The sequence below is a fragment of the Streptomyces sp. cg36 genome, assembly GCF_041080675.1.
Taxonomy (GTDB): Bacteria; Actinomycetota; Actinomycetes; order Streptomycetales; family Streptomycetaceae; genus Streptomyces.
This window is the reverse complement of the sequence record NZ_CP163520.1, coordinates 1,296,137-1,316,164: the sequence shown is the minus strand read 5'-3', so window position 1 is coordinate 1,316,164 and position 20,028 is coordinate 1,296,137. Positions and strand designations below refer to the sequence as shown.

Here is a 20,028-nt window from a genome sequence, read left to right as displayed (position 1 = left end):
ACCCCGGCTCGGCGCCGGCCGCCGGACCCCCCCGCCCGCGCCCCCGTGTCCGGCGCGCCCGGCCTTCAGCGGGTGGGTATCACGCCCCCGTCGACCCGGACCACCTGACCGGTGATGTGCCGGGCGCCCGGTGAGGCGAGGAAGCGGACCACGTGGGCCATGTCCTGCGGCTCCCCGGCCCGGCCCAGCATCGTCTCGGCGACCCGGGCCTCGTGGAACTGGTCCGAGCGCCGGTCGCGGAAGAACTCGGTGCGGTCGACATAGCCCGGGGCCACCACGTTGCAGGTCACCCCGCGCGGGCCGAGCTGGCGGGCGACGAAGATGTTCCAGCTGTTCATGGCCGCCTTCGCCGCCCCGTACGAACCCGCGCCCCGGTCGGCCGCGAAGGAGCTGATGTTGACCACCGCCCCACCGGGGGCGAGCTGCTTGTCGACCGCGGCCGTGGTGAGCACCGCGCCCAGCAGATTGGCGTCCAGATTGGCCCGCCACCGCTCGGCCAGCGCGCGCAGGTCGCCCGCGGGCGGGGCGTCGAACTCCCGGTTGCCCCCGGCGTTGTTGACCAGTACGTGCAGCGTGTCCGGCAGCTCCGCGCGGAACGCCTCCAGCTGTTCGGGATCGGTGACGTCGCAGGCGAGCGGGGTCACCCGGCCGCCCAGCTCCTCGGCGGCCCGCTTCAGCACGTCCTCGCGGCGGCCACTGATGACGACGTGGTCGCCGTCGGCGAGGAACGCCGCCGCGATCGCCTTGCCGATGCCGGTGCCGCCACCGGTCACCAGGACGGTTCGAGTCATCTCCACACGCTCCAGGGTTCGTTGCCGCGGTTGTGAGGTGTACGGGTGGGACCGGCCGGGCCGGTCAGAGGGCGGTCCCGAAGGCCCGGGCCTCCATCAGTTCATGGCTGAGAAAGCCGTCGTGCGGACTGGTGCGGCCCGCGGTGTACGTGGGGATCGGCCCGAGCAGCACCTTGCGGATCGACCGCTCCCGCAGCGCCTCGCGCGCCAGCCGTTCGTCGCCGCCGAGGATGGTGAGCGCGAGCGTGTCCCTGAGCGGCCCGAAGCCCTCCTCGCGCCGCCACGGCAGGATCCACACGCACGGGAAGGAGAGCTCGATGCGCGAGCCGGGGTGGCCGGAGCTGTCGCAGAGCAGCACGGCGGGCCGCAGCGCCCCCGAGCCGTCGCCGAGGTCGGCCACCGGCCCGTCCGGGTACAGCGGCGCGGCCACGTCGACCGCCCCCGCCAGAGCGCCCGCCAGATGCTCCCGCAGCGCCCGCGCCTCGGCGAGCGGCAGCACCGGCACCTGCGCGTGCGGCGACTGCGGCGGCGCCGCGGTGAGCCCGGACAGGCGCTCGGCGACGGCGGCGGCGAGCGCGGCCGGGTCGGCGTCGGTGAAGACGGCCGTCGCGTTGGTGCAGCGCATCCCCGCGTCGTAGCCCACCGAGCGGCAGATCACGTCCACGGTCTGCTCGGTGATGGCGCCGGTGTGCAGCAGCTTGGAGCGGCCGGGCCCGCGCAGGACGACCCGGCGGTCCCCTCCGTACCGCCGGGCCGCCGCGTCCCCGCCGAACACCAGGCTCAGATCGGCCGCCTCCACCAGGGCGTCCCCGGTGGCGTGGCTGCCCGGCAGCAGGGAGAGGTAGTGCGGGGCGACCCCCGCGTCCAGGAGCGCGGCGATCATCCGCGCCGGGGTGAACGGGTCCCGCGTCCCCGGCCGCACCACCAGCCGGTACCCGCAGGCCAGCGCGGTCAGCCACTGGGTGTGCGTACCGGGGTTGTTGCTGGGCGCGATGACGGCCAGCACGTCCCCGCGGCGCGTCCACACGGTGGAGATCTCGCCGGGCGCGGGCGTCTGGGCGACCCCGGCCGGGCGCTCGGCGAGGAACCGCGCGCCGACCGCCGCGAACGTCTCGGCGACGTCCCGCAGGGAGTGCCGGGCGACCCCGACCGGTACTCCGGCGACCCGGGACTGGAGCTCGCAGTACGCCTGCGGGGAGAGCCCGCCCAGGGTGCCGGTCTCGAAGAGCCGGCCCGCCTGCGCGATCCGCTCCGGCTCCGGCGGGCGCTCCTCACCGGCGCGCGCGTCGGCGACGGTGAGCCGGGCCAGCAGCGGCGGGGCGAGGTGGACGACGGCCAGCGGGGTGCCGTCCACCCCGGCGAGCCGGACCCGCTCCGCGGACTGCCGGGGCAGCCCCGCGCGGATCAGCGGGATCTCGTACAGGTCCTTGGCCTCGGCCATCAGTAGACCCCCTCGACCACGGAGGTGGTGGCCGACTCGTACGGGCGCACCCCGGAGACCTCGATGCCCGCGAAGCCGTCGGCCGGGGCCCGGCGGGTGGCGAGGTCGCGCTCCAGGGTGGGCGGGGTGAAGTAGTCCCGGGTCAGTACGGTGATGACGACCCGGCCCTCCTCGTCCACGGCCACGGACCGGTCCGGCCGTTCGGGGTCGACCAGGTCGACGACGGTGTACGGGTGGAACGGGCGGAAGACGCAGCGGGCCGCGTCGCCGGGGCGCGGGGTGCGCTGCGGGGCCACGCCCATCATCGTGTTCCCGTACGCCCCGGCCAGGGTGGCCTCGGGGAACAGCTCCTCGTCCAGCAGGCGCAGGGTTTCGTCGTCCATGCTGGTGCCGCCCCAGATGATCCCGCGCACGCTGTCGCGCAGCGGCCCGAAGACGTCCTCGCGGCCACTGATGGTCTCCAGGATGCGCGGGGTGCTGGAGACGCACCTGATGTCCTGGGTGCTCAGCACCTCCTTGACCTGGTCGAGGATGTGGCCGACATAGCGCCGGAACTCGTCCTGGCGGCCCTCGGCCACGCAGCGCCGCACCCAGCGCGGGTCCAGGTCGACGAAGTAGCAGAGCTGGCCGCGCAGTTCGGAGAGGCTGCCGATGTTCTTGGCCATCACGTGCGGGCCGGTGGGGCCGATGTGCAGCCAGTTGCCCTCGCCGGAGGGGAAGCCCTGCTCGTCGAGCATCCGGCTCTGCCACTCCACGTTGCGGCGCCGGGAGGCCGCGTCCACGATCCGCTTGGGCGAGCCGGTGGCGCCGCCCGACTCGTAGATCCCGTACCGCACGCCGGGCGCGCTGCCGCGCGGCACCAGGCTGTCGGCGGGTATCCGGCTCCAGTCGACCGGGACGTCCGCGAAGAGCCGCAGGTCCGCCAGGCACTGCACATCGGTGCGCGGGTCGAAGGAGAAGCCCTTGGCGCGCTCGACCCAGTAGGGGCTGCCGGTCAGCGGCGAGAAGTGCCACTCCATGGTCGCGCGGACGAGGTCGTCGATGTCGGGGGACTGGTCGAGCGGGGGCTCGAACAAGGAACTGAAGTCGTCGGCCATGTCGTTCGGTCCTGTCCGTTCTCTACGTCTTCGCGTGGACGCGGCCATCGGCGGCCGTGTGTAGCACAGTTGACTGATTGTCAGAGCTGCTGATTGTTGGCAGTATGTTGAGTGCGGGAAGGGGCGTCAAGACTGTCCGTGCGCCGGTGGGGAGCCGGCCGTGCGGGAGTGGCGCCCTGTCGGGCCGGGGCCCCGGATGCCCCTCGCCCGACGGCTCAGGGCTCGGCCCGGGACGGCATCGGGCGGGCCCTGGGGCCGCCGCCGGAGACGAAGCCGTGGACGGCGAACGCGGTCAGCAGGGTCCGGGTCAGCGGCGGGCGGCAGATCACCGCGAGCGCCACGGGCCCCGCCCCGCCGCCGGGACCGGGCGGCACCTCCTCCCGCGCCAGCCGGGTCACCTGGAGCCCCGCCGCCTCGGCCACCCGGAACAGCGCCTCGTCGCCCCACTCCCAGGGCCCCCGCGCGTGGATGTAGGCGTCCGCGTCCCCCTGCACCACCGCCAGCGTCTTCGCCCCGGCCGAGCCCATCGGCACCAGCTCGGCGCCGGTCTGGCGGACCACGGTACGGGCGAACGCGGCCGGATTCCTGGTGTCGACCAGCACCCGGGGGCGCTGCCGGGGCCCCCGGGCGGCGCGGCGCCGGGCCGCGTCCCGGTCCGCCGTGCAGACCACCTCGGCCAGGGCGGGAACCGCCACGGCCGAGGCCACCACGCCCCGCTCGCGCTCCCACAGCGCGAGCCGCACCGACCAGTCCGGGTCGCCCGGACCGTGGTACTCCTCGGTCGAGTCCAGCGGCTCGACCAGCCACACCCGGCGTCTGCGCAGCGCCTCCGGCCCCCGGTCGGCGGGCCCGGTCAGCACCCCGTCCCGCGGATAGCGCGCCCGGATCCGGTTGCGCAGCAGCAGCCCGGACCAGGTGTGACCGAGCTGGGCCAGCCGGGCGCCGCCCGGGCCGAGGCCGTTCTCGTGCTGCATCCGCAGATCGAGCAGCAGCCGTCCGGCGGCCACCGTCGCCCGGGCGGCGAAGCCCGCGGCGAGGAAGTCGTCGGCCACCACGGTCCGTTCCGCGGAGTGCGAAGCGGTGGGCATCGGCTCAGCCTCCCGAGTCCGGCAGGAAGTGGTGCAGGTTCGCCTTCAGGAAGTCGGCCACCGGGCGCGGCTCGTGGCCCGTGACCCGGCGCACGTCGTCCGTCACCGACTGGCCGGCCCCCGCCCGGAACTGCCCGAAGAGCGCGCCCAGTTCGGCCTCCCACGGCCGGTGCTCCCGGGCCAGCCAGCGCGCCAGCTCCGGCCCGGTCGGCTCCTCGGCGGCCACCTGCGCGCCCGTCAGCTCCGCCAGCAGCGCCGCGAGCTCCCCGAAGGAGGGCGCGGCCGGGCCGGTCGGGGCGTAGGTGCGGCCCTCGTGCCCCGGCTCGGTCAGCACGCGCGCGGCCATCTCGGCCACGTCGCTCTCGTCGACCAGGCCCACGCCCCGCCCGCCCGCCGGGTCGACGAGCACCCCGCGCCGCCGCACGTCCGGAGCGTAGTGGCGGACCAGCTCCTGCATCGGGTAGTTGGGCGACAGGATCGTGTACGGCAGCCCCCGCCGGGCGAGGTGGCGGTCGCTGATCCAGTGGTGCCGGGCCCCCGGCGCCGGGCTGTCCTCCCGTACGGCCGCGGGCCACGGCGACAGCTTCACCAGCCGGGCGCCGGCGTCGGCCGCCGCGTCGGCGGCGGTGTTGTGGCACTCGATCCGGCAGGCGGAGGCCAGGAAGACGCTCTCGCACCCCCGCGCGCCCGCCCGCACCGAGTCCGGGTCGGCCAGGTCCCCGGGGACCACCCGCACGCCCGGCCCGGCCGGGGACCCCGCGAGGTCCCCGGCCAGGACGGCCACCGGCACGTCCCGCTCCCGCAGCGCACGGACCACCAGGTGGCCGAGCCCGTCCGCCGCGCCGATCACCAGGACCGACATCGTCAGTGCTTGTGCTCGTGGTGGTGGCCGTGCTGGTGCTTGTGGCTCTGCGGATGGTGCCCGTGGTCGCCGTGGCCCTCGGGCAGCACCCCGCCGTGCGCGGCGAGGTGGCAGGCCGGGCAGACCATCCGGCCGCGGTGGTCGTGCAGCGTCTCCACACTGGTGGGTTCGCCGCAGTCGACGCAGAGGTCGGTGCGGGCGAGGTGCTTGACGCCGGGCGCCGCGGACTCCACCTCCTCGACGCTGAGGATCTCCTCGGCGGGCACGCTCAGCAGCCCCTTGATCCGCTCGCCCTGGAGCCGGGCGAAGGTCTCGCCCTCCTCCACGGTCGCGGTGCCGTCCTCCACCCGGGCGGCCAGCGCCCAGATCTCCTCGGTGCGGAAGACGATGCTGTCGGCCTTGGCCCGTACCCGTACGCCCGTGGAGCCGTCGCGCTCCCACAGCGTGAACACGTTGCGGCCCGCGTCCTCGTGGATGAGGGTGCGCTTGCCGTAGGTACAGCCCGTCAGCACCTGGAGCGCGTCGACGGCGCAGGCGTCGGTCTCGGAGACCAGGACCAGCGGCGTGGCCGGGTCCTTCAGGTCGAGGGCGGTGAGCGCGGCCTCGGCGACCCGGACGCCGAAGGCGGCGCCGGGGCATTCGTGGCCGTGGAAGCGGACGACGTCGTTGTATGCCTGGGTGCGATCCATGACGACCTCTTTACGGAGTGGGCGAAGAAGTGGACGGAAACGGCCCGGCCGGGGCCGGTCAGGCTCCGGGCCGGCGCATGCCGGGCAGCGGCGGGACGATCCGGACGGTGGCCTCACGCTCGTTGTCGCCCTCGAAGAACGCCCGCAGCACGGGGCGGTGCAGATCGACGACGGAGAGGATGAACGTCCACTGCCCGGACTCGGCCGCCAGCACCCGGTCCAGGTGCGTGCAGGTGTCGCGGGCCGGATCGTGCGGCCACGGCACCCGGTGGGTGTGGTAGTTGCCGAAGAGCACCCAGCCCGCGTCGTCGCAGGCGTCGTCGATGTCCATCAGCTCGCGCGGATCGGCGATCCAGCCGCGCTGGTCCATCGGCGTCTCGGACGGGATGGCGTGCTCCTCGACGACCTCGTCCATCCGGGCGCGGTGGCCGCTGTCGTGGCGGAGGTTGACGATCAGCGGGAAGACCGAACCGACCTGGATGGAGTCCCCGGCGGGGCGGCCCGCGAGCATCCCGAACGCCTTGCGCTCCTGGGTCTCGCCGTCCAGGTAGTGGCCGGTGAACTTGCGTACCGCGTGGGCCACCACGCTGGAGTAGAGCGGGCGCGGGAAGACGATCTCGCGGGCCCGGGATATCTCGCCCGCGTCCGGGCCGGCGGTGGCCGGTGCGGCGTTCACCGGGCGTCGCCGCCGTCCGCCCGCGCCGTGCCGTCCAGGTACGCGCGGGCCTTCGCCACCGCCCGGCCGGTCAGGGCGGCCGACTGGCCGAGGTAGGTCGTCGGGTCGAAGATCTCGTCCAGCGCCGCCGCGTCGAGCGGCGCGCCCGCCAGACCGTCGCGGCCGGTCGCCTCGCGCATGGAGGTGCCGTTCTCCCGGGCGGCCTGGACGAGTTCGTAGACGTACTCGTGGGCGGTCTGCTTGCCGATGTGCTTGCCGAGGGCCAGCATCAGCTTCTCGGTGGCGATCTGCTCGGCGACGGCGGCGACATTGGTACGGATGCGCTCGGGCCGCACCGCCAGACCGCCCACCAGGTGCGAGACGATCTCGCAGGCGGAGAGGGCGTAGTGGGAGGCGTCGGGGACACAGGCCCATTCGATGCGCAGGCTGCGCGAGTCGCGCTCGTGGTCGCCGCCCATGCACGCCAGCGCGTTGGCCATCTGCGCGGCCGTGAGCCGGGCCATCACCACGGCCTGCTCGCACGCCTCGGGGTTGCGCTTGTGCGGCATCGTGCTGCTGCCGACCTGGCCGTGCCGCCAGCCGATCTCCAGCTCGCCGAACTCGGGGCGGGACAGCGTGCGCACCTCGTCCCCGATGCGGCCCATGGTCCCGGCCACCATCGCCAGGCACGACACGAACTCCACGACCCGGTCGCGCGAGACGTGCCAGCCGACCGCCGGCGCCGCGAGCCCCAGCCGCGCGGCGAACGTGTCCAGGAGCGGCAGCGCCAGCTCGCCGAATCCGGCCATGGTGCCGACGCCGCCGAACAGCTGCACCGCCAGCACCCGGGGCCGCAGCTGCTCGATGCGTTCCAGGTGCCGCAGGACCTCGTCCAGCCAGCCGGCGATCTTGATGCCGAAGCCCATCGGCAGCGCGGGCTGGGCGTGGGTGCGGCCGAGGGCGACCGTGGTGGCGTTCTCCTCGGCGAGCTCGGCGAGCCGGCCCGCGAGGGAGCGCAGCAGCCGCTCCAGCTCGTCCAGCACCTCGCGCATCTCCAGCACCTGGGAGGTGTCCTGGATGTCCTGCGTGGTGGCGCCGTAGTGCACGTACTCGCCCGCGCCGCCCTCGCAGGAAGCCTGGAACACCCGCAGGAAGGCGACCAGCGAGTGGCTGGTGCGGCGGATCTCCGCCGAGATCGCGGGCAGGTCGAGCCGGTCCACCCGGGCGGCTTCCGCGATCATCTTGGCGGCGTTCGCCGGGATGATGCCCAGCTCGCCCTGGCTCAGGGCGAGCGCCGCCTCCACGTCGAGCCACCGTTGGTAACGACATCGGTCGCAGAAGATCCGGTGGCTGGCGGGTGTGCTGTACCGGTGGCCGTAGAACCGGGAGTCGGTGATGTGACTGCGTAAATGGGCGCACTCGGTGGGCTCCGGGCCGGGCCCGGCGGCGGGGGTGCTGGTGGCGGACGCGGTCGTCATGGCGGTCACCTCTCGGACTTCAGCGGAGTACGGACGGAACGCCCCCGGCTGCCGCGCGGTGCGGTGCGGGCCGGGCGGTAGGGGCTGGCGCCGTACGGCTTCTCGCCGGGCGCCACGATCGCCGACGCCGCGATGTCGGAGGCCACCTGACGGGGGCTCACCCCGCGGTCGCGGGCGCCGCTGAGGATGTCCCCGACGAGCTCGCGCATCATCGTGCCGATGGTGTCGAGCACCTCCGGCGCGGTCGGTGTGGTGCGCGGACCGAAGAGCGCCTCCATCGACGCCGAGCCGCCGATCCCGCCGATGAAGTCGGGCACGACCAGCACGCCCCGGTCGAGCAGCAGCTGCTCGGCGGTGCCGCTGAGGCCGCAGTTGGCGCCGACGGCCACGACCGGCACCGGCAGCAGCGCCGCCCGCTCGGCCGTCACCGCGTCCTCGCCGCCCGCCAGGACCAGTACGTCGGCGGGGAGCTCCAGGAGCGCCTCGCGGGGCAGCCGCATCGGCTCCGCCAGCATGCCCTGGACGGGGCGGCGCTGGTCGAGGGTGAGCATGCGGGCGATGTCGAGCCCGCGCGGGTCGACCGCGCAGCCGTACTCGTCGGCGACGACGGTGATGCGGACCCCGGCCTCCAGCAGGGCCAGGGCGGCGGCCCGGCCGAGGTTGCCGAAGCCCTGGAGGGCGACGCTGACCTCGCTGTCGCGGCGGCCGGTGTGGGCGGTGGCGGCGAGCGCGCTGTGGGCGAGCGCCTGCCCGGCCCGGCGCTGGCCGAGGGTGAGCAGTCCGACGCGGGTGTTCAGCAGGTCCATCCGGGCCCGGAAGTCGCGGTCGTCGAGGCGCTGGGCGTGCCGGACGGCGATCTTGGCCGAGCCGATGCCGAGGGCGGCGGCGATGCGGTCCAGCTCCTCGAACCGGGTGCCCATGTCGCAGCCCATGCTGAAGCGGGTGCCGAGCTCGTCGGCGAGGAAGGCGACGAAGCGGCGCAGGACCTCCTGGCGCCCGGGGCCGCGCGGGTCGTAGGCGATGCCGCACTTGGCACCGTCGACGTTGACCCCGAGCACGCGCTGCTTGAGCGTCATGCGCCCCGCGAGGGTCATGAGGGTCTCGGCGGTGAGCCCGGCCTGCATGCGGCACCCGCCCGCCGCGAGGCGGCAGTCGGTGGCGTCGTACACCAGGTAGCCGGGACAGTGCTCGACGGGATCGACGTACTCGATGATGCTGACCATGGTTCCCCCGTAGGTCATGAAGATCGCGCGGAACAGAAGCGCGCAGATTCGAGCAAGATAGATTGTCTGCTACAGTGACAATCAGTGTTTCTGTCGGATCGGGAGCATGGCCGACCGGTGACTTGGCAGTCAAGGGGCCCGATAAGAGGCCCTCATGATGGACCGTCACCACTGGAGGGTGAACCGAAGAAGTGGTGACGAAGAGGGAACCGGACAGTGGGACACCGCCGTTGTTCCAGGGGTTGCAAAGCTGGCACGGCTTCCTCCTCCGCAAGGCCGGCCAGCGGTTCACCGAGCAGGCCGAGCAGGCGCTCACCCATCTGAACATCACGCTCCGTCAGTTCGGCGTGCTGAACGTGGTGGACTCCGAGCCCGGGATCAACCAGCGGATGGTCGGACAGACCCTGCGGATCGACCGGACGACCATCGTGGGGCTCGTCGACGACCTGGAGAGCAAGAACCTGCTGGAGCGCCGGCGGGGTGCTGACCGGCGGACGTTCGCGCTCTTCCTCACCGATCGCGGCAGCCTGTGCTTGCGCGATGCGGGCGACCTGATGGTCAAGGTCCATGAATCGTTCCTGCAGCCCCTGTCGGCGGCCGAGCGCGATGTGCTGCGTGAGCTGATGCAACGCCTCGCCGTCGCGGAGGAGACCCCGGGCCTCTAGCCCGGCCCGGTCGCCCGCAGCTGTCGCTCGACATCAAGTCCCTTGCCGTCGAGGCGTTTTGACGATCCGTCAGGTCATGACGCGCTGTCACTCTTGCGTATCATGCGCAATTGCGCCAAGCTGGCCGTGGAGTCGTGAGAGGACCCTTCCCCGGCCGACCGCACTCCGGCGGACCGCCCACTCCGCCGAGCGTTCTGCCCGAGGTGTCACCGCCCCCTGTCGGGGGCGTGGCCCTCGTGCACACCAGGCGGTTCGGGCCCGCGGGCCCCGTCGCCACCGGACGGGAGTACGACGACATCTCCGTCTCCCAGTGGACCCCGCCGTACGCACCGGTCGCCCGGCCCGCCTACGTACTCCCGTACCCCAGCGGCCACCGGGCGCCCGTCGCGGTGTCCGTCAGGGGGTCCGGCGAATCGATTCGCCCCGGGCCCGGGCGGCTGCCTCCGGATGATGCGCGAAGCAGGGCCGCAATTCGGCGGTGTCGTAGGTGCGGTGGAAGACCTCGGTCGTCGCGCTCGACATGGGGGGAACGATCCAGCTCCAGTCGGCCGGCACCGTGCGCCCTTTGCGCTCTTCGCGCTCCAGATGGGTCACGAAACGCCTGGACTCGGCGTGGTGGTCCGCCATGGTGACGCCCGCGCGGTCGAAGGAGTGCAGCACGGCGCGGTTCAGCTCGACCAGCGCGCGGTCCTTCCACAGCGTCCGGTCGTCGCTGGTGTCCAGGCCGAGGCGGCGGGCGATCCGGGGCAGCAGGTCGTAGCGGTCGGTGTCGGCCAGGTTGCGCGCGCCGATCTCGGTCCCCATGTACCAGCCGTTGAAGGGGGCCGCCGGATAGTGGATGCCGCCGATCTCCAGACACATCCCGGAGATCGCGGGCACCGCGTGCCAGCGCAGCCCCCACTCGCCGCCCCAGCCGTCCTCGGGATGCTCCAGCGCCACCTCCAGGACCGCGTCGGCGGGCAGCTCGAAGACGCGCGGCTTGTCGTCGACGCCCTCCACGACCAGCGGCAGCACGTCGAAGGCGGTGTGCGGACCGCCCGGCCAGCCCAGGCGCAGCGCGAGATCGGTCAGCCCGGCGTTGCGCGGGTCACCCAGCACCGAGCCGTCGGCGGTGCGGTAGCCCGCGTACCGGATCAGCTGCTCGTTCCAGATGCGCGGCGCCGCACGCCCCGGCGCCTCCGGGGCGAACACCGTGATCAGCGGGCGGATGCGGCCCCCGTTGGCGGCCCGGCGCAGATGCTCCGCGCACGCCTCGGCCACCGGCTCGGCATCGGTGAGGTGGCGCAGGTCGCGCACCCGCAGCGAGCGCCAGTACAGCCGCCCTATGCACCGGTTGCTGTTGCGCCACGCCACCCGCGCCCCGAACACCAGCTCCTCGGAGGTGTGGCGATAGGTGCCCGTCGCCCGGATCTCCTCACGTATCTCCGCCAGCCGCCCCTCCGGAGCGCCGAGGCCCGGTTCCTCCGAGCGGTGCAGCCGCACGAAATCGGCCGCCTCCCGCCACAGCGCGGCCCCGGCCGCGTCCGGGCCGGGGCCCGTCGGCCGCTTCGGCCTGCTCAGGAACTTCCTCATCACGCGCACCTCCGGGCCCAACGACGGACGATCGGTGGCGCCGATGATGCCCGCGAACCGACGGCGCCGGACGCCGGTTGCGAAGCAGTGGTGGGCAATGGCGTGTTCGCATCGGGCGATGACCGCTTTCGACCGGGTGCGCGCTTCTGCGCCGTACGACGAGCGGCCGTGAATCCGAGGGGCCGTACGCGGAAGGGCCCTACGGCGCAAGGCCGTACGCCGAGCGGCCGAAGCCCGAGCGGCGCGCTCCGCTCCGGCCCGCCCGGGACGGCCGCGCCCCCGCCCCACCGGTACGGCCGGGCCGCCGCCCGGCCCGCCCGGTCCACGGGCGAGCCGGCGGGCGGGGCCCGGCCGCTCGGTCACAGCCAGCTCCACGGGCGTACCGGCCCCCGCGGTCCGCCGCGCGACCTCATGAGCCGTCTCTCGCGCGTCCGTTCCGGCGGCCGGATCGGTCACCACCGCGGTGGACGGCGGACGGGCTCATCGGCGGACACCTCGGCGCGCCCGGCGAACTGTGCTGTGGCGGAGAGGGCGGGAGTCGAACCCGCGCGGGCCACTGGTGCTGCCCGGTCCGGACCGCGTCCGGAGCCCCGACGGACCTCTTCGGGTACCTCTCCCGTCGGCGTACGGATGGATCCTCGCGGTGGCCGCTGAGACCGCGCTGAGACCCCGCTGAGACGGGCGTCTCACCCGGCGGATCCGCCGACGGCGCCCCCGCCCCCGCCGAGGTGGCCCGATCCGCCCCGGCCCGGCCGCCGCCGCGCCCCGCCCGGTTGACTCGGCCGGGCCGGGGTCACTACGACGGCAGCGCGGGGTTGAGCGAAAGGCTGGGCTGTGCGATGGAGGACGCCGATCCGCGCTGTCTGCGGCCGGGCGAGGCCCGGGACCTGCTGGCCGGGCCCGACTGGCGGCGGGCCGTGGTCCTCAGCGGGCAGGAGGGCAGACTCGCCCGGGGCGCCGCCGTCCCCGGCTACCGGCCCCGGGTCTGGCCGGACCGGGTGGCCCGGGCGCTGCGCGAGGCCCGGCCCGGTCTCGCCTGCCTCCTGGTGCAGGCCCGGCGCGAACTCGTGCTCGCCGAGGTCCGCTCCCGCCAGCTCGCCCAGGCGGTCGCCTTCCGGGCCGACCTGGCGCTGCTCGCCTGCGGCGGTCCGGACGTGCGGGCGCGCGGCTTCGACGCGGACGTGGTGGAGAGCGAACTCAGCCGAATTCTGGCCTCGTTGAAAGAGGCACGGTGCGGGCATACGGTGGTGGTCAGCCCGCCGGACTGGGCCGCCTCCGGACAGGTGCCCGCCGCCCTGCGCGACCGGATCCGCGCGCGCCAGCGCCTGCTGGTGGAGCGGCTGAACATAGTGACGCTCCGTCATGGGGCTCTGTACGTCGACCTGATGGAGCAGCGCGGGACGGCCGACCCGGCCGGACTGTGGGGCCCGCAGCCGGGCCGCCTCAACAGCCGGGGCCACGCGGTGGCCGCGGCGGCGGTGGTACGGGCGCTGGCGGCGCGGCTCCCGGGATAGCGGAGAACGGGCTGAGACCGCGCTGAGACGGCGGCGTCAGGGGTGTGGAACGCGCGGCTGCGACGATGCGCTCACGACAGGGGGGAATGTCATGAGCGTCGGCAGCTTCGCCGTGGACCGCGGCGACACGATATCGGGAGCCCTGCGCGCCTACGGCGACAATCCGAGCGCGTTCCTCACGAGGGGCCAGGGAAACGAGTGCTTCACGGTGGCGGGCAAGGAGGGAGTCATTCCCTATCGGGCGCGCGGTGGATATCTCCATCAGACCGGGGGAGTGATAGCCCCGGACGACGCCCAGGAGGGACTGCTGCGGGCTTTCGTGGAATTCGCCGGTGAGCACCGCCGCAAGGCGGTCGCCACCCGGCTGCGCCGCCCCGACGCCGAACTCTTCGCCCGCTGCGGCTTCACGGTGAACCAGGCGGGCTCCTCGTACTCGGTCTACCTGCCCGAATTCCGCCTCGCCGGACCCCGCCTGGCCGAACTGCGCGAGACGGTGTCCGGGGCGTGGGCGGCGGGCCTGACCGCCGGGGAAGTGGCGCACGAGGACATCGCGGACCGGATCCGCGAGTGGGGCGGGCGCGAAGGGGCGGGTCCGCGAAGGGTGTTCGCCGGGCGCGTCGGGGACCGGGTCGTCGCGTACGTCGCGTACGTGCCGGTCCTCGGCTCCCGCCCCGGCTGGCTGCACCAGGCGGCGCGGACGGCGCCGGGTACCGCGCCCGGCGCCCTGGCGGCCGTCGGCCTCGAAGCCGTACGGGTCTTCTCGGCCGAGCGGGCGCAGTGGCTGCACCTCGGGTTCACCCCGCTGGCCGGGCTCGGCGCGCAGTACGAGGTGGGCACGCCGGGCCGGGCGGCGGCCCGGCTGCTGCGGGCGCTGGCCGGCCGTGCCGGGCACCCGTCGGCCCGGCGCCTGGCCCACCAGCGGATCTGGGACCCGCACCTGATGCAGCCCGGCTATCTGGCCTGGCGCGGCCGGGCCGCCGCCGAGGCCCTCGGCCAACTGCTGCGCCCGGCCCGGGCATTGTGACGTCCGGAGCCTTCCAGGGGCGCGGCAGCGGGCGGTGCGGGGCCGGGCGCGGTCAGATGGCGGCGGGCTCTCTGCGCAGGATGTCCTGGAAGCGGGCGCGCAGCGCGTCCCCGGGCTCCAGGCCCAGGTGGTGCGAGAGGCGCTGCCGGGTGCGGTGGTAGGCGTCGAGCGCCTCGGCCTGGCGGCCCGACCGGTACAGCGCGGTGATGAGCTGCTCGCAGAACCGCTCGCGCAGCGGGTACTGCGTGTGCAGCTGCTGGAGCTCGGTGACCACTTCGCGGTGCCTGCCCAGGTCGAGCTGGGCGTCGAAGAGGTGCTCGTACGCCATCAGCCGCACCTCGGTGAGCCGGGTGTAGGCGAGCCGGCTGATCATGCCCTGGCCGGTGTCGACCAGCGCGGGCCCGCGCCACAGCGCCAGCGCCTCGGTGAGCAGGCGCACCACCCGCTCCGGCCCGACCCGGCGGGCGGCGGTGGCCTGCCGGACCAGGGCGGTGAACAGGGCGGCGTCCACGTCCCGTTCGGGCAGGGAGAGCGCATAGCCGAAACCGGACGTCTGGATCAGGCCGCGCGGCCCGTCGCGGCCGGTGCGGGACTCGACGATGCGGCGCAGCCGGGCCACATGGCCCTGCAGCGAGTTCTCCGCGTTGCGGGGCAGGTGCTCGCCCCACAGCTCGTCGATGAGATCGTGACGTGAGACCGGCCGGTTCGGCGAAAGGGCGAGCGCGGCGACGATCGCGCGTAATTTCTCGCCGGGAATCCGGAACGTGTGATGGCCGTCGGTGATTTCCAGAGATCCGAGCAGACGAACTTTCAACGTGCTTCCCCCGTGCTTCGTGCTGGAATCCTTCGACTCCGCCGACGCCGGACCAGGATCTTCCGGCGGTGCCGGCGGATATTGATGATCACCGCTCGAAGAGCGGTGATCTTACCCCGTGACGAACATGAAAGAAGCGTATTTCTCGGTCCTTACAGGGTCAACGTCATTACTGGCCGGTGCACGGGTGTGAGGGGGCTCACGGGGGTCCGGTGACGGCGGTGGCCGCGGGTCAGCCGACCAGGCGCAGCGCCGTCTCCGACCGTCCCACGCACACCGTCTGACCCCATGTCAGCTCCAGTGCGTCGGACTCGATCCCGTCACCGAACGCCACCAGCCGGTCCGACTCGACGCTGACCCGCAGCCGCTCGTCCCCCTCAAGTGCCCCTTCCACCAGGGAGGTTCCGGTGGTGGGGGAGGGCCATGCCTCCCGTACGAACCAGATCAGCCGGTCCTCGGCCGGGCCCGGCAGGGCGAGCGCGCTGCCGCGCTGCTGCCACAGCGAGCGCAGCCAGCCCGTCGCCCCGGTCCCGGTGCCGACCAGCAGGCCCGAGGACGCCTGCGCCTCGCCCGGTGCGTCCGGCTCGTCGGGGCCGAGGCGGTAGCGGGCGGTCTGGTGGCCGGGCGGGCCCAGATAGATCTCGTTGAGCGCGAGCAGCCGCTGGGTGTCGTCCGCGACCGCCTCCACCATGGTCAGCTCGTCGGCGCCGGTGGCGGAGAGTGCGGCGGGCAGCAGCCGGGCCGCGTCGGAGGGGCGGTGGCGCACCAGGACGCCCGCGTTGCGGCCGGGGTCCGCGTCGATGCCCACCACCGGCTGGCCGCGCAGGTACTTGGCCGCGTTGGCCACCAGACCGTCCTGCCCGACCACCACCACGACGTCCTCGGGGGCGAACAGGAACCGGTCCAGGTCCGCGCGCTCCACGCGCGAGCGGCGCCACTGCAGCGGCACCGCCGCGTCGACCTCGGCCAGCGCGCGCCGGGCGCGCCGGTGCCGCTCGGCCACCTCGTCGAGCGAGCGCCCGCGCGAGGCCAGGAAGAACGCGGCCTGGCCGTGGGTGCCGTGCCGGGCCAGCAACTCCTCGTACTCCGTGGTGCGGTGGACGACCACGGCGCGCGGCGCGAGGCTCACCCGCGCTCCCCGTCGGCGCGGCCCAGCCTGGCGAGCAGACCGGTCAGGACGTCCGGGGAGACGGTGAGGCTGTCGATGCGGGGCAGGTTCTCGGCGAGACGGGCGGCGGTCAGCGCGTTCAGGGTCGCCGGGGTGCTCTCGCCGTGCACCCGCAGCCAGGCGGCCTGGGCCTCGGCCCGCGCCTCGCCGGTGGTGCGCGCCGCCTCGGCCTGCGCCTCGGCGAGCCGTACCGTGCGGGCCGCCTCGGCGCGGGCGCGCACGGCGTCGGCCGCCGCGTCCTCCTCGGCCTCGCGGCGGGCGTTGGTGCCGCGCTGCTCGACCAACTGCTCTTCCCTGCGGGCCAGTTCGATGCGGCTGGCCAGTTCGTTCTCGGCGATGGCGCGCTCCCGCTCGACGGCGACGGCCCGGCGCTCGTAGGTCGCCCGGTCGGCCTCCTGCTGGATCTGCTCGCGGGCGGGGGTGCGCAGCGCCCGCTCCACCTCCGGCTCGGGCCGCACGGCGACCACCCGGACCGCCACCACCTCGATGCCGGTGGCGGGCAGCCTGGGCTCGGCCGCGAGGCCCTCGGCGATCCGCTCCCGCACCGAGGCGACCCCGTCGACCAGGGCCGCCGCCAGCGGGGTGCGCGCCAGGGTGTCCAGGGCGCGCTCCTGGGCGGTCTCGGTGAGCAGGGTGGACAGCTGCTCCAGCGGGGCGCCGCGCCAGGCCCCGGTGTCGGGGTCGACGGAGAAGTCGAGCCGGGCGGCGGCGACGGCCGGGTCGCTGATCCGGTAGGTCACCGTCGCCTGCACGGTGACGTCCTGGAAGTCGGCGGTGCGGGCGTGGAAGGCCATCGACAACTCCCGGTCGTCGACCGGCACTTCGGAGAGCGCGGCGGTCAGCGGCCGGAACCAGAAGCTCAGTCCCGGGCCGTCGTGGACGAGCCTGCCCTGGCGGTGGTGGCGGATGTGGGCGGTGGGCGCGCTGCGCAGATGGCGCCAGCCGAACCGCCGGTCGATGTCGGCCATGGAAGGCCCCCCTTCGGTTTTCGTCAGCGCGACGATATCGGCCTCCCCGAATATCGTCAAGGTGACGCAATGGATCAACTCGCGCCGCTCGCACACCGGGTCGGGGCTCGGGCTTTACCTGTCCGGTATCCGCGAAGGCGTTGACATGTACTGGCCTCGTCATGAATCTTGATGCTCGAAAATCCATCGTTCCAAGCATTAATGCGCACGCGTTGCTCACTTCGTTGTTCGGAACCAGCTCGGTACGGGCGACTCGGTACGAACGGAGAACACTCCTTGCGGAAACTTCGCCACCGCCAGGGGAGACTGGCCGCCGCCGTGCTCGCGGCGGCCTCACTCACCCTGACCGCGCTCACCGTCCCCGCCGCCTCGGCGGCGGACGGCGCCCCCGGCGCCACCCCTCCCGCCGGCACCCTCGACTCCGCCTCCAAGAGCCTGACGTGGCAGAGCCCCGTCTATCCCAAGGGCACGGTCGGCTCGCCCGACAAGTGCGGCACGGCCGCCGAGGACCCCGCCAACGCCGTCTGCGCCCGCTTCGACCTGACGGTCGACGCCCCGGCCGGGCAGTGGGACGACAACCCGGAGGGCGGTGTCCCCGTATCCATCCAGTGGGAGAAGCCCACCGACGACTTCGACCTCTACATCTACGACTCGGCCGGCAAGAAGGTCGCCGAGAGCGCCGGCACAGCCGACCCCGAGGCCACCGTCATCCCCAAGGCGTCGGGCACGTACCACGTGGTCGTCGTGCCCTACGACGTGCACGACAACTCCTTCACCGGCAAGGCGTACCTGCCCGAGCCGAGCGACGCAGGGAACCTGACCGCCTTCTCGGGGCGCGACGGGACGTACGAGATCGCGGCGGGCGCCCTCAAGGCGCGCGCCGAGTTCTTCGCCGACGACACCCTGCGCCTCCAGGCGTCGCCGGACGGCGTCCTCGCCGACCCGCCCGGCAGCCGGATGATCCAGCACCGGCCCACGCCCCAGCGCGGCACCCGCTCCTTCGACGCCGGCACCTACTACGGCGTCCGCGCCAAGGGCACGGTCCTGCGCGTCTACAAGAAGCCGCTGCGGTTCGGCCTCTACAAGGCCGACAACCGCACCCCCATCTGGCAGGAGGCCGACCCGCTGCGCTGGACCGGCGGCGGGCTGCGCCAGAGCCTCGCGCGCGGCGCCGACGAGCAGTTCTTCGGCGGCGGCGAGCAGAACGGCAGCTTCTCGCACCGCGACCAGGTGATGAACGTCGGCAACAACACCAACTGGAACGAGGGCGGCTGGAACAACTCCCAGCCGTTCTACGTCTCCTCGGCGGGCTACGGCGTCTTCCGCAACACCATGACGCCCGGCGTCTACGACTTCGGGCCCCGGGTCCGCACCGGCCAGCAGGAACGGCGCCTGGACGCCTACTACTTCACCGGTGACGTGAAGTCCGTGATCGGCAAGTACACCTCCCTGGTGGGCAAGCCGTTCATGCCGCCGGTCTACGGCCTCGAACCCGGCGACTCCGACTGCTACCTGCACAACGCCAACCGGGGCGAGCGCCACACCCTGGACGCGCTCAAGGTCGCCGACGGCTACACCCAGAACCAGATGCCGCTCGGCTGGATGCTCGTCAACGACGGCTACGGCTGCGGCTACGAGAACCTCGCCGAGACCGGTCAGGGCCTGAACGCGCACAACGCCCAGCTGGGGCTGTGGACCCAGGACGGCCTCGACAAGCTCGCCGACCAGGTCAAGGCGGGCCAGCGGGTCGCCAAGCTGGACGTGGCCTGGGTCGGCAACGGCTACGGCTTCGCCCTCGACGGCTGCGACAAGGCGAAGGCCGGGATCGAGGACAACAGCGACGCCCGCGGCTTCGTCTGGCTGCCGGTCTCCTGGGCGGGCGCCCAGCGCTGCGGCGTCCTGTGGAGCGGCGACCAGAAGCTGAGCTGGGACTACATCCGCTGGCAGATCCCCACCTACGCGGGCGCCACGCTCTCCGGCATCGCCTACAACACCGGTGACGTGGGCAGCATCTACGGCCACGACCCGAAGATGTACGCCCGCGACCTCCAGTGGAAGGCGTTCCTGCCCGCCATCATGACCATGGACGGCTGGTCGAGCGACCTCACCACCAAGAAGCCGCACGACCAGCAGCCCTGGCTGGACGGCGAGCCGTACACCTCCATCAACCGCAAGTACCTCCAGCTCAAGGAGCGGCTCATCCCGTACATGTACGGGCTCTCCAAGGAGGCCACGAAGACCGGCGTCGGCGCGGTCCGGCCGCTCTCCCTGGAGTACCCGGACGACCCCAACACCCTGGGTGCGAACGCCAAGTACGAGTTCCTGGCGGGCCCCGACTTCCTGGTCGCCCCGGTCTACAGCGACACCGAGGTGCGCGACGGCATCTACCTGCCGAAGGGCACCTGGACGGACTACTGGACCGGCAAGACCTACCAGGGGCCGACCACGGTCAACGGCTACAAGGCGCCGCTCGACACCCTCCCGCTGTTCGTCCGGGGCGGCTCGATCGTCCCGATGTGGCCCAAGGGCACGCTGTCCTGGCAGACCCGCGACAAGGGCGAGCTGGACTACGACATCTACCCGCAGACGGGGAAGTCCTCCTACACGCTGTACGAGGACGACGGCGTCACCCGGCAGTTCGCCCAGGGCGCCTCGGCCACCCAGAAGGTCCAGGTCCACACCGCAGGCCGGGCCTCGGTCATCCAGGTCGGCCCGAGCGTGGGCAGCTACAGCGGCAAGCCCGCCACCCGCGCGTACCGCTTCACCGTGCACGCGAAGTCCGCGCCCGGTGTCGTCACGGCGGGCGGTGAGCGGCTGCGCCACTACGGCTCCGCGCAGGAGCTGGCGGCGGCGGGGCAGGGCTGGTTCTACGACGCCGCGACCGGTGTGACGGAGGTGAAGACGGCCTCGATCGCGACCTCGCGCGGCTTCGCGGTCACGCTCGGCTGATCCGGTCCGAAAGCTGATCCGGTCCGAGAG

Annotated in this window: 17 protein-coding genes and 1 tRNA gene; 4 read left to right on the top strand and 14 right to left on the bottom strand. The window is 73.5% G+C overall.

What is annotated here, in order from left to right; all coding sequences use genetic code 11:
• Positions 1 to 65: 65 nt before the first annotated feature.
• From AB5J87_RS05885 to AB5J87_RS05845, 9 genes are all read right to left on the bottom strand, one after another.
• Entirely contained in the window at positions 66 to 791 is a 726-nt protein-coding gene (locus tag AB5J87_RS05885; protein WP_369374691.1) for an SDR family NAD(P)-dependent oxidoreductase, read from the bottom strand.
• Positions 792 to 855: 64 nt separating this feature from the next.
• Positions 856 to 2,232 carry an aldehyde dehydrogenase family protein gene (locus AB5J87_RS05880; RefSeq protein ID WP_369374689.1) on the bottom strand — a complete coding sequence of 459 codons (1,377 nt, stop codon included), beginning with the start codon at positions 2,230 to 2,232 and terminating at the stop codon, positions 856 to 858.
• Complete coding sequence (locus AB5J87_RS05875; protein ID WP_369374687.1) at positions 2,232 to 3,329, bottom strand: phenazine biosynthesis protein; 1,098 nt, start codon at positions 3,327 to 3,329, stop codon at positions 2,232 to 2,234. The genes AB5J87_RS05880 and AB5J87_RS05875 overlap by 1 nt, the downstream gene beginning before the upstream one ends.
• A gap of 215 nt (positions 3,330 to 3,544) precedes the next feature.
• On the bottom strand, positions 3,545 to 4,417 hold the full coding sequence (locus tag AB5J87_RS05870; RefSeq protein WP_369374685.1) for an inositol monophosphatase family protein: 873 nt from the start codon (positions 4,415 to 4,417) through the stop codon (positions 3,545 to 3,547).
• Positions 4,418 to 4,421: 4 nt separating this feature from the next.
• Complete coding sequence (locus AB5J87_RS05865; RefSeq protein WP_369374682.1) at positions 4,422 to 5,279, bottom strand: NAD(P)H-binding protein; 858 nt, start codon at positions 5,277 to 5,279, stop codon at positions 4,422 to 4,424.
• A gap of 2 nt (positions 5,280 to 5,281) precedes the next feature.
• The gene (locus AB5J87_RS05860) at positions 5,282 to 5,968 is read right to left on the bottom strand and encodes an FmdE family protein (RefSeq protein WP_369374680.1); all 687 of its coding nucleotides are present in this window, start codon (positions 5,966 to 5,968) and stop codon (positions 5,282 to 5,284) included.
• 58 nt (positions 5,969 to 6,026) lie between these two features.
• On the bottom strand, positions 6,027 to 6,644 hold the full coding sequence (locus AB5J87_RS05855) for a hypothetical protein (protein ID WP_369374678.1): 618 nt from the start codon (positions 6,642 to 6,644) through the stop codon (positions 6,027 to 6,029).
• The gene (locus tag AB5J87_RS05850; RefSeq protein WP_369374676.1) at positions 6,641 to 8,101 is read right to left on the bottom strand and encodes an adenylosuccinate lyase family protein; all 1,461 of its coding nucleotides are present in this window, start codon (positions 8,099 to 8,101) and stop codon (positions 6,641 to 6,643) included. Before AB5J87_RS05850 ends, AB5J87_RS05855 begins: the two co-directional genes overlap by 4 nt.
• Positions 8,102 to 8,106: 5 nt before the next feature.
• The gene (locus tag AB5J87_RS05845) at positions 8,107 to 9,324 is read right to left on the bottom strand and encodes a Glu/Leu/Phe/Val dehydrogenase dimerization domain-containing protein (protein WP_369374674.1); all 1,218 of its coding nucleotides are present in this window, start codon (positions 9,322 to 9,324) and stop codon (positions 8,107 to 8,109) included.
• A 191-nt stretch (positions 9,325 to 9,515) separates the two neighbouring features.
• Here AB5J87_RS05845 and AB5J87_RS05840 point away from each other — a divergent pair, with 191 nt between their 5' ends.
• Positions 9,516 to 9,989 (top strand): MarR family winged helix-turn-helix transcriptional regulator, encoded by a 474-nt coding sequence (locus AB5J87_RS05840; protein ID WP_369374672.1) that lies wholly within the window; start codon positions 9,516 to 9,518, stop codon positions 9,987 to 9,989.
• 396 nt (positions 9,990 to 10,385) lie between these two features.
• Here the strand turns inward: AB5J87_RS05840 and AB5J87_RS05835 are convergent, their stop codons facing one another.
• Positions 10,386 to 11,561: a nitric oxide synthase oxygenase gene (locus AB5J87_RS05835; protein ID WP_369374670.1), complete on the bottom strand. Its 1,176-nt coding sequence runs from the start codon at positions 11,559 to 11,561 to the stop codon at positions 10,386 to 10,388.
• 520 nt (positions 11,562 to 12,081) lie between these two features.
• A tRNA-Arg gene (locus tag AB5J87_RS05830) sits at positions 12,082 to 12,178 on the bottom strand.
• 222 nt (positions 12,179 to 12,400) lie between these two features.
• Here AB5J87_RS05830 and AB5J87_RS05825 point away from each other — a divergent pair.
• The gene (locus AB5J87_RS05825; protein ID WP_369374668.1) at positions 12,401 to 13,075 is read left to right on the top strand and encodes a GDSL-type esterase/lipase family protein; all 675 of its coding nucleotides are present in this window, start codon (positions 12,401 to 12,403) and stop codon (positions 13,073 to 13,075) included.
• Between the two features lie 91 nt (positions 13,076 to 13,166).
• Positions 13,167 to 14,099 (top strand): phosphatidylglycerol lysyltransferase domain-containing protein, encoded by a 933-nt coding sequence (locus AB5J87_RS05820; protein WP_369374666.1) that lies wholly within the window; start codon positions 13,167 to 13,169, stop codon positions 14,097 to 14,099.
• A gap of 52 nt (positions 14,100 to 14,151) precedes the next feature.
• On the opposite strand, the gene AB5J87_RS05815 is transcribed toward AB5J87_RS05820, so the two are convergent.
• The 3 genes from AB5J87_RS05815 to AB5J87_RS05805 form a co-directional block, all read right to left on the bottom strand.
• Entirely contained in the window at positions 14,152 to 14,913 is a 762-nt protein-coding gene (locus AB5J87_RS05815) for a BTAD domain-containing putative transcriptional regulator (protein ID WP_369374663.1), read from the bottom strand.
• A 232-nt stretch (positions 14,914 to 15,145) separates the two neighbouring features.
• Complete coding sequence (locus AB5J87_RS05810) at positions 15,146 to 16,042, bottom strand: hypothetical protein (protein WP_369374660.1); 897 nt, start codon at positions 16,040 to 16,042, stop codon at positions 15,146 to 15,148.
• On the bottom strand, positions 16,039 to 17,049 hold the full coding sequence (locus AB5J87_RS05805; RefSeq protein WP_369374658.1) for an SPFH domain-containing protein: 1,011 nt from the start codon (positions 17,047 to 17,049) through the stop codon (positions 16,039 to 16,041). The genes AB5J87_RS05810 and AB5J87_RS05805 overlap by 4 nt, the downstream gene beginning before the upstream one ends.
• Before the next feature lie 816 nt (positions 17,050 to 17,865).
• On the opposite strand from AB5J87_RS05805, the gene AB5J87_RS05800 reads away from it, so the two are divergent.
• Positions 17,866 to 19,998 carry a TIM-barrel domain-containing protein gene (locus tag AB5J87_RS05800; protein ID WP_369383366.1) on the top strand — a complete coding sequence of 711 codons (2,133 nt, stop codon included), beginning with the start codon at positions 17,866 to 17,868 and terminating at the stop codon, positions 19,996 to 19,998.
• Positions 19,999 to 20,028: the final 30 nt, after the last annotated feature.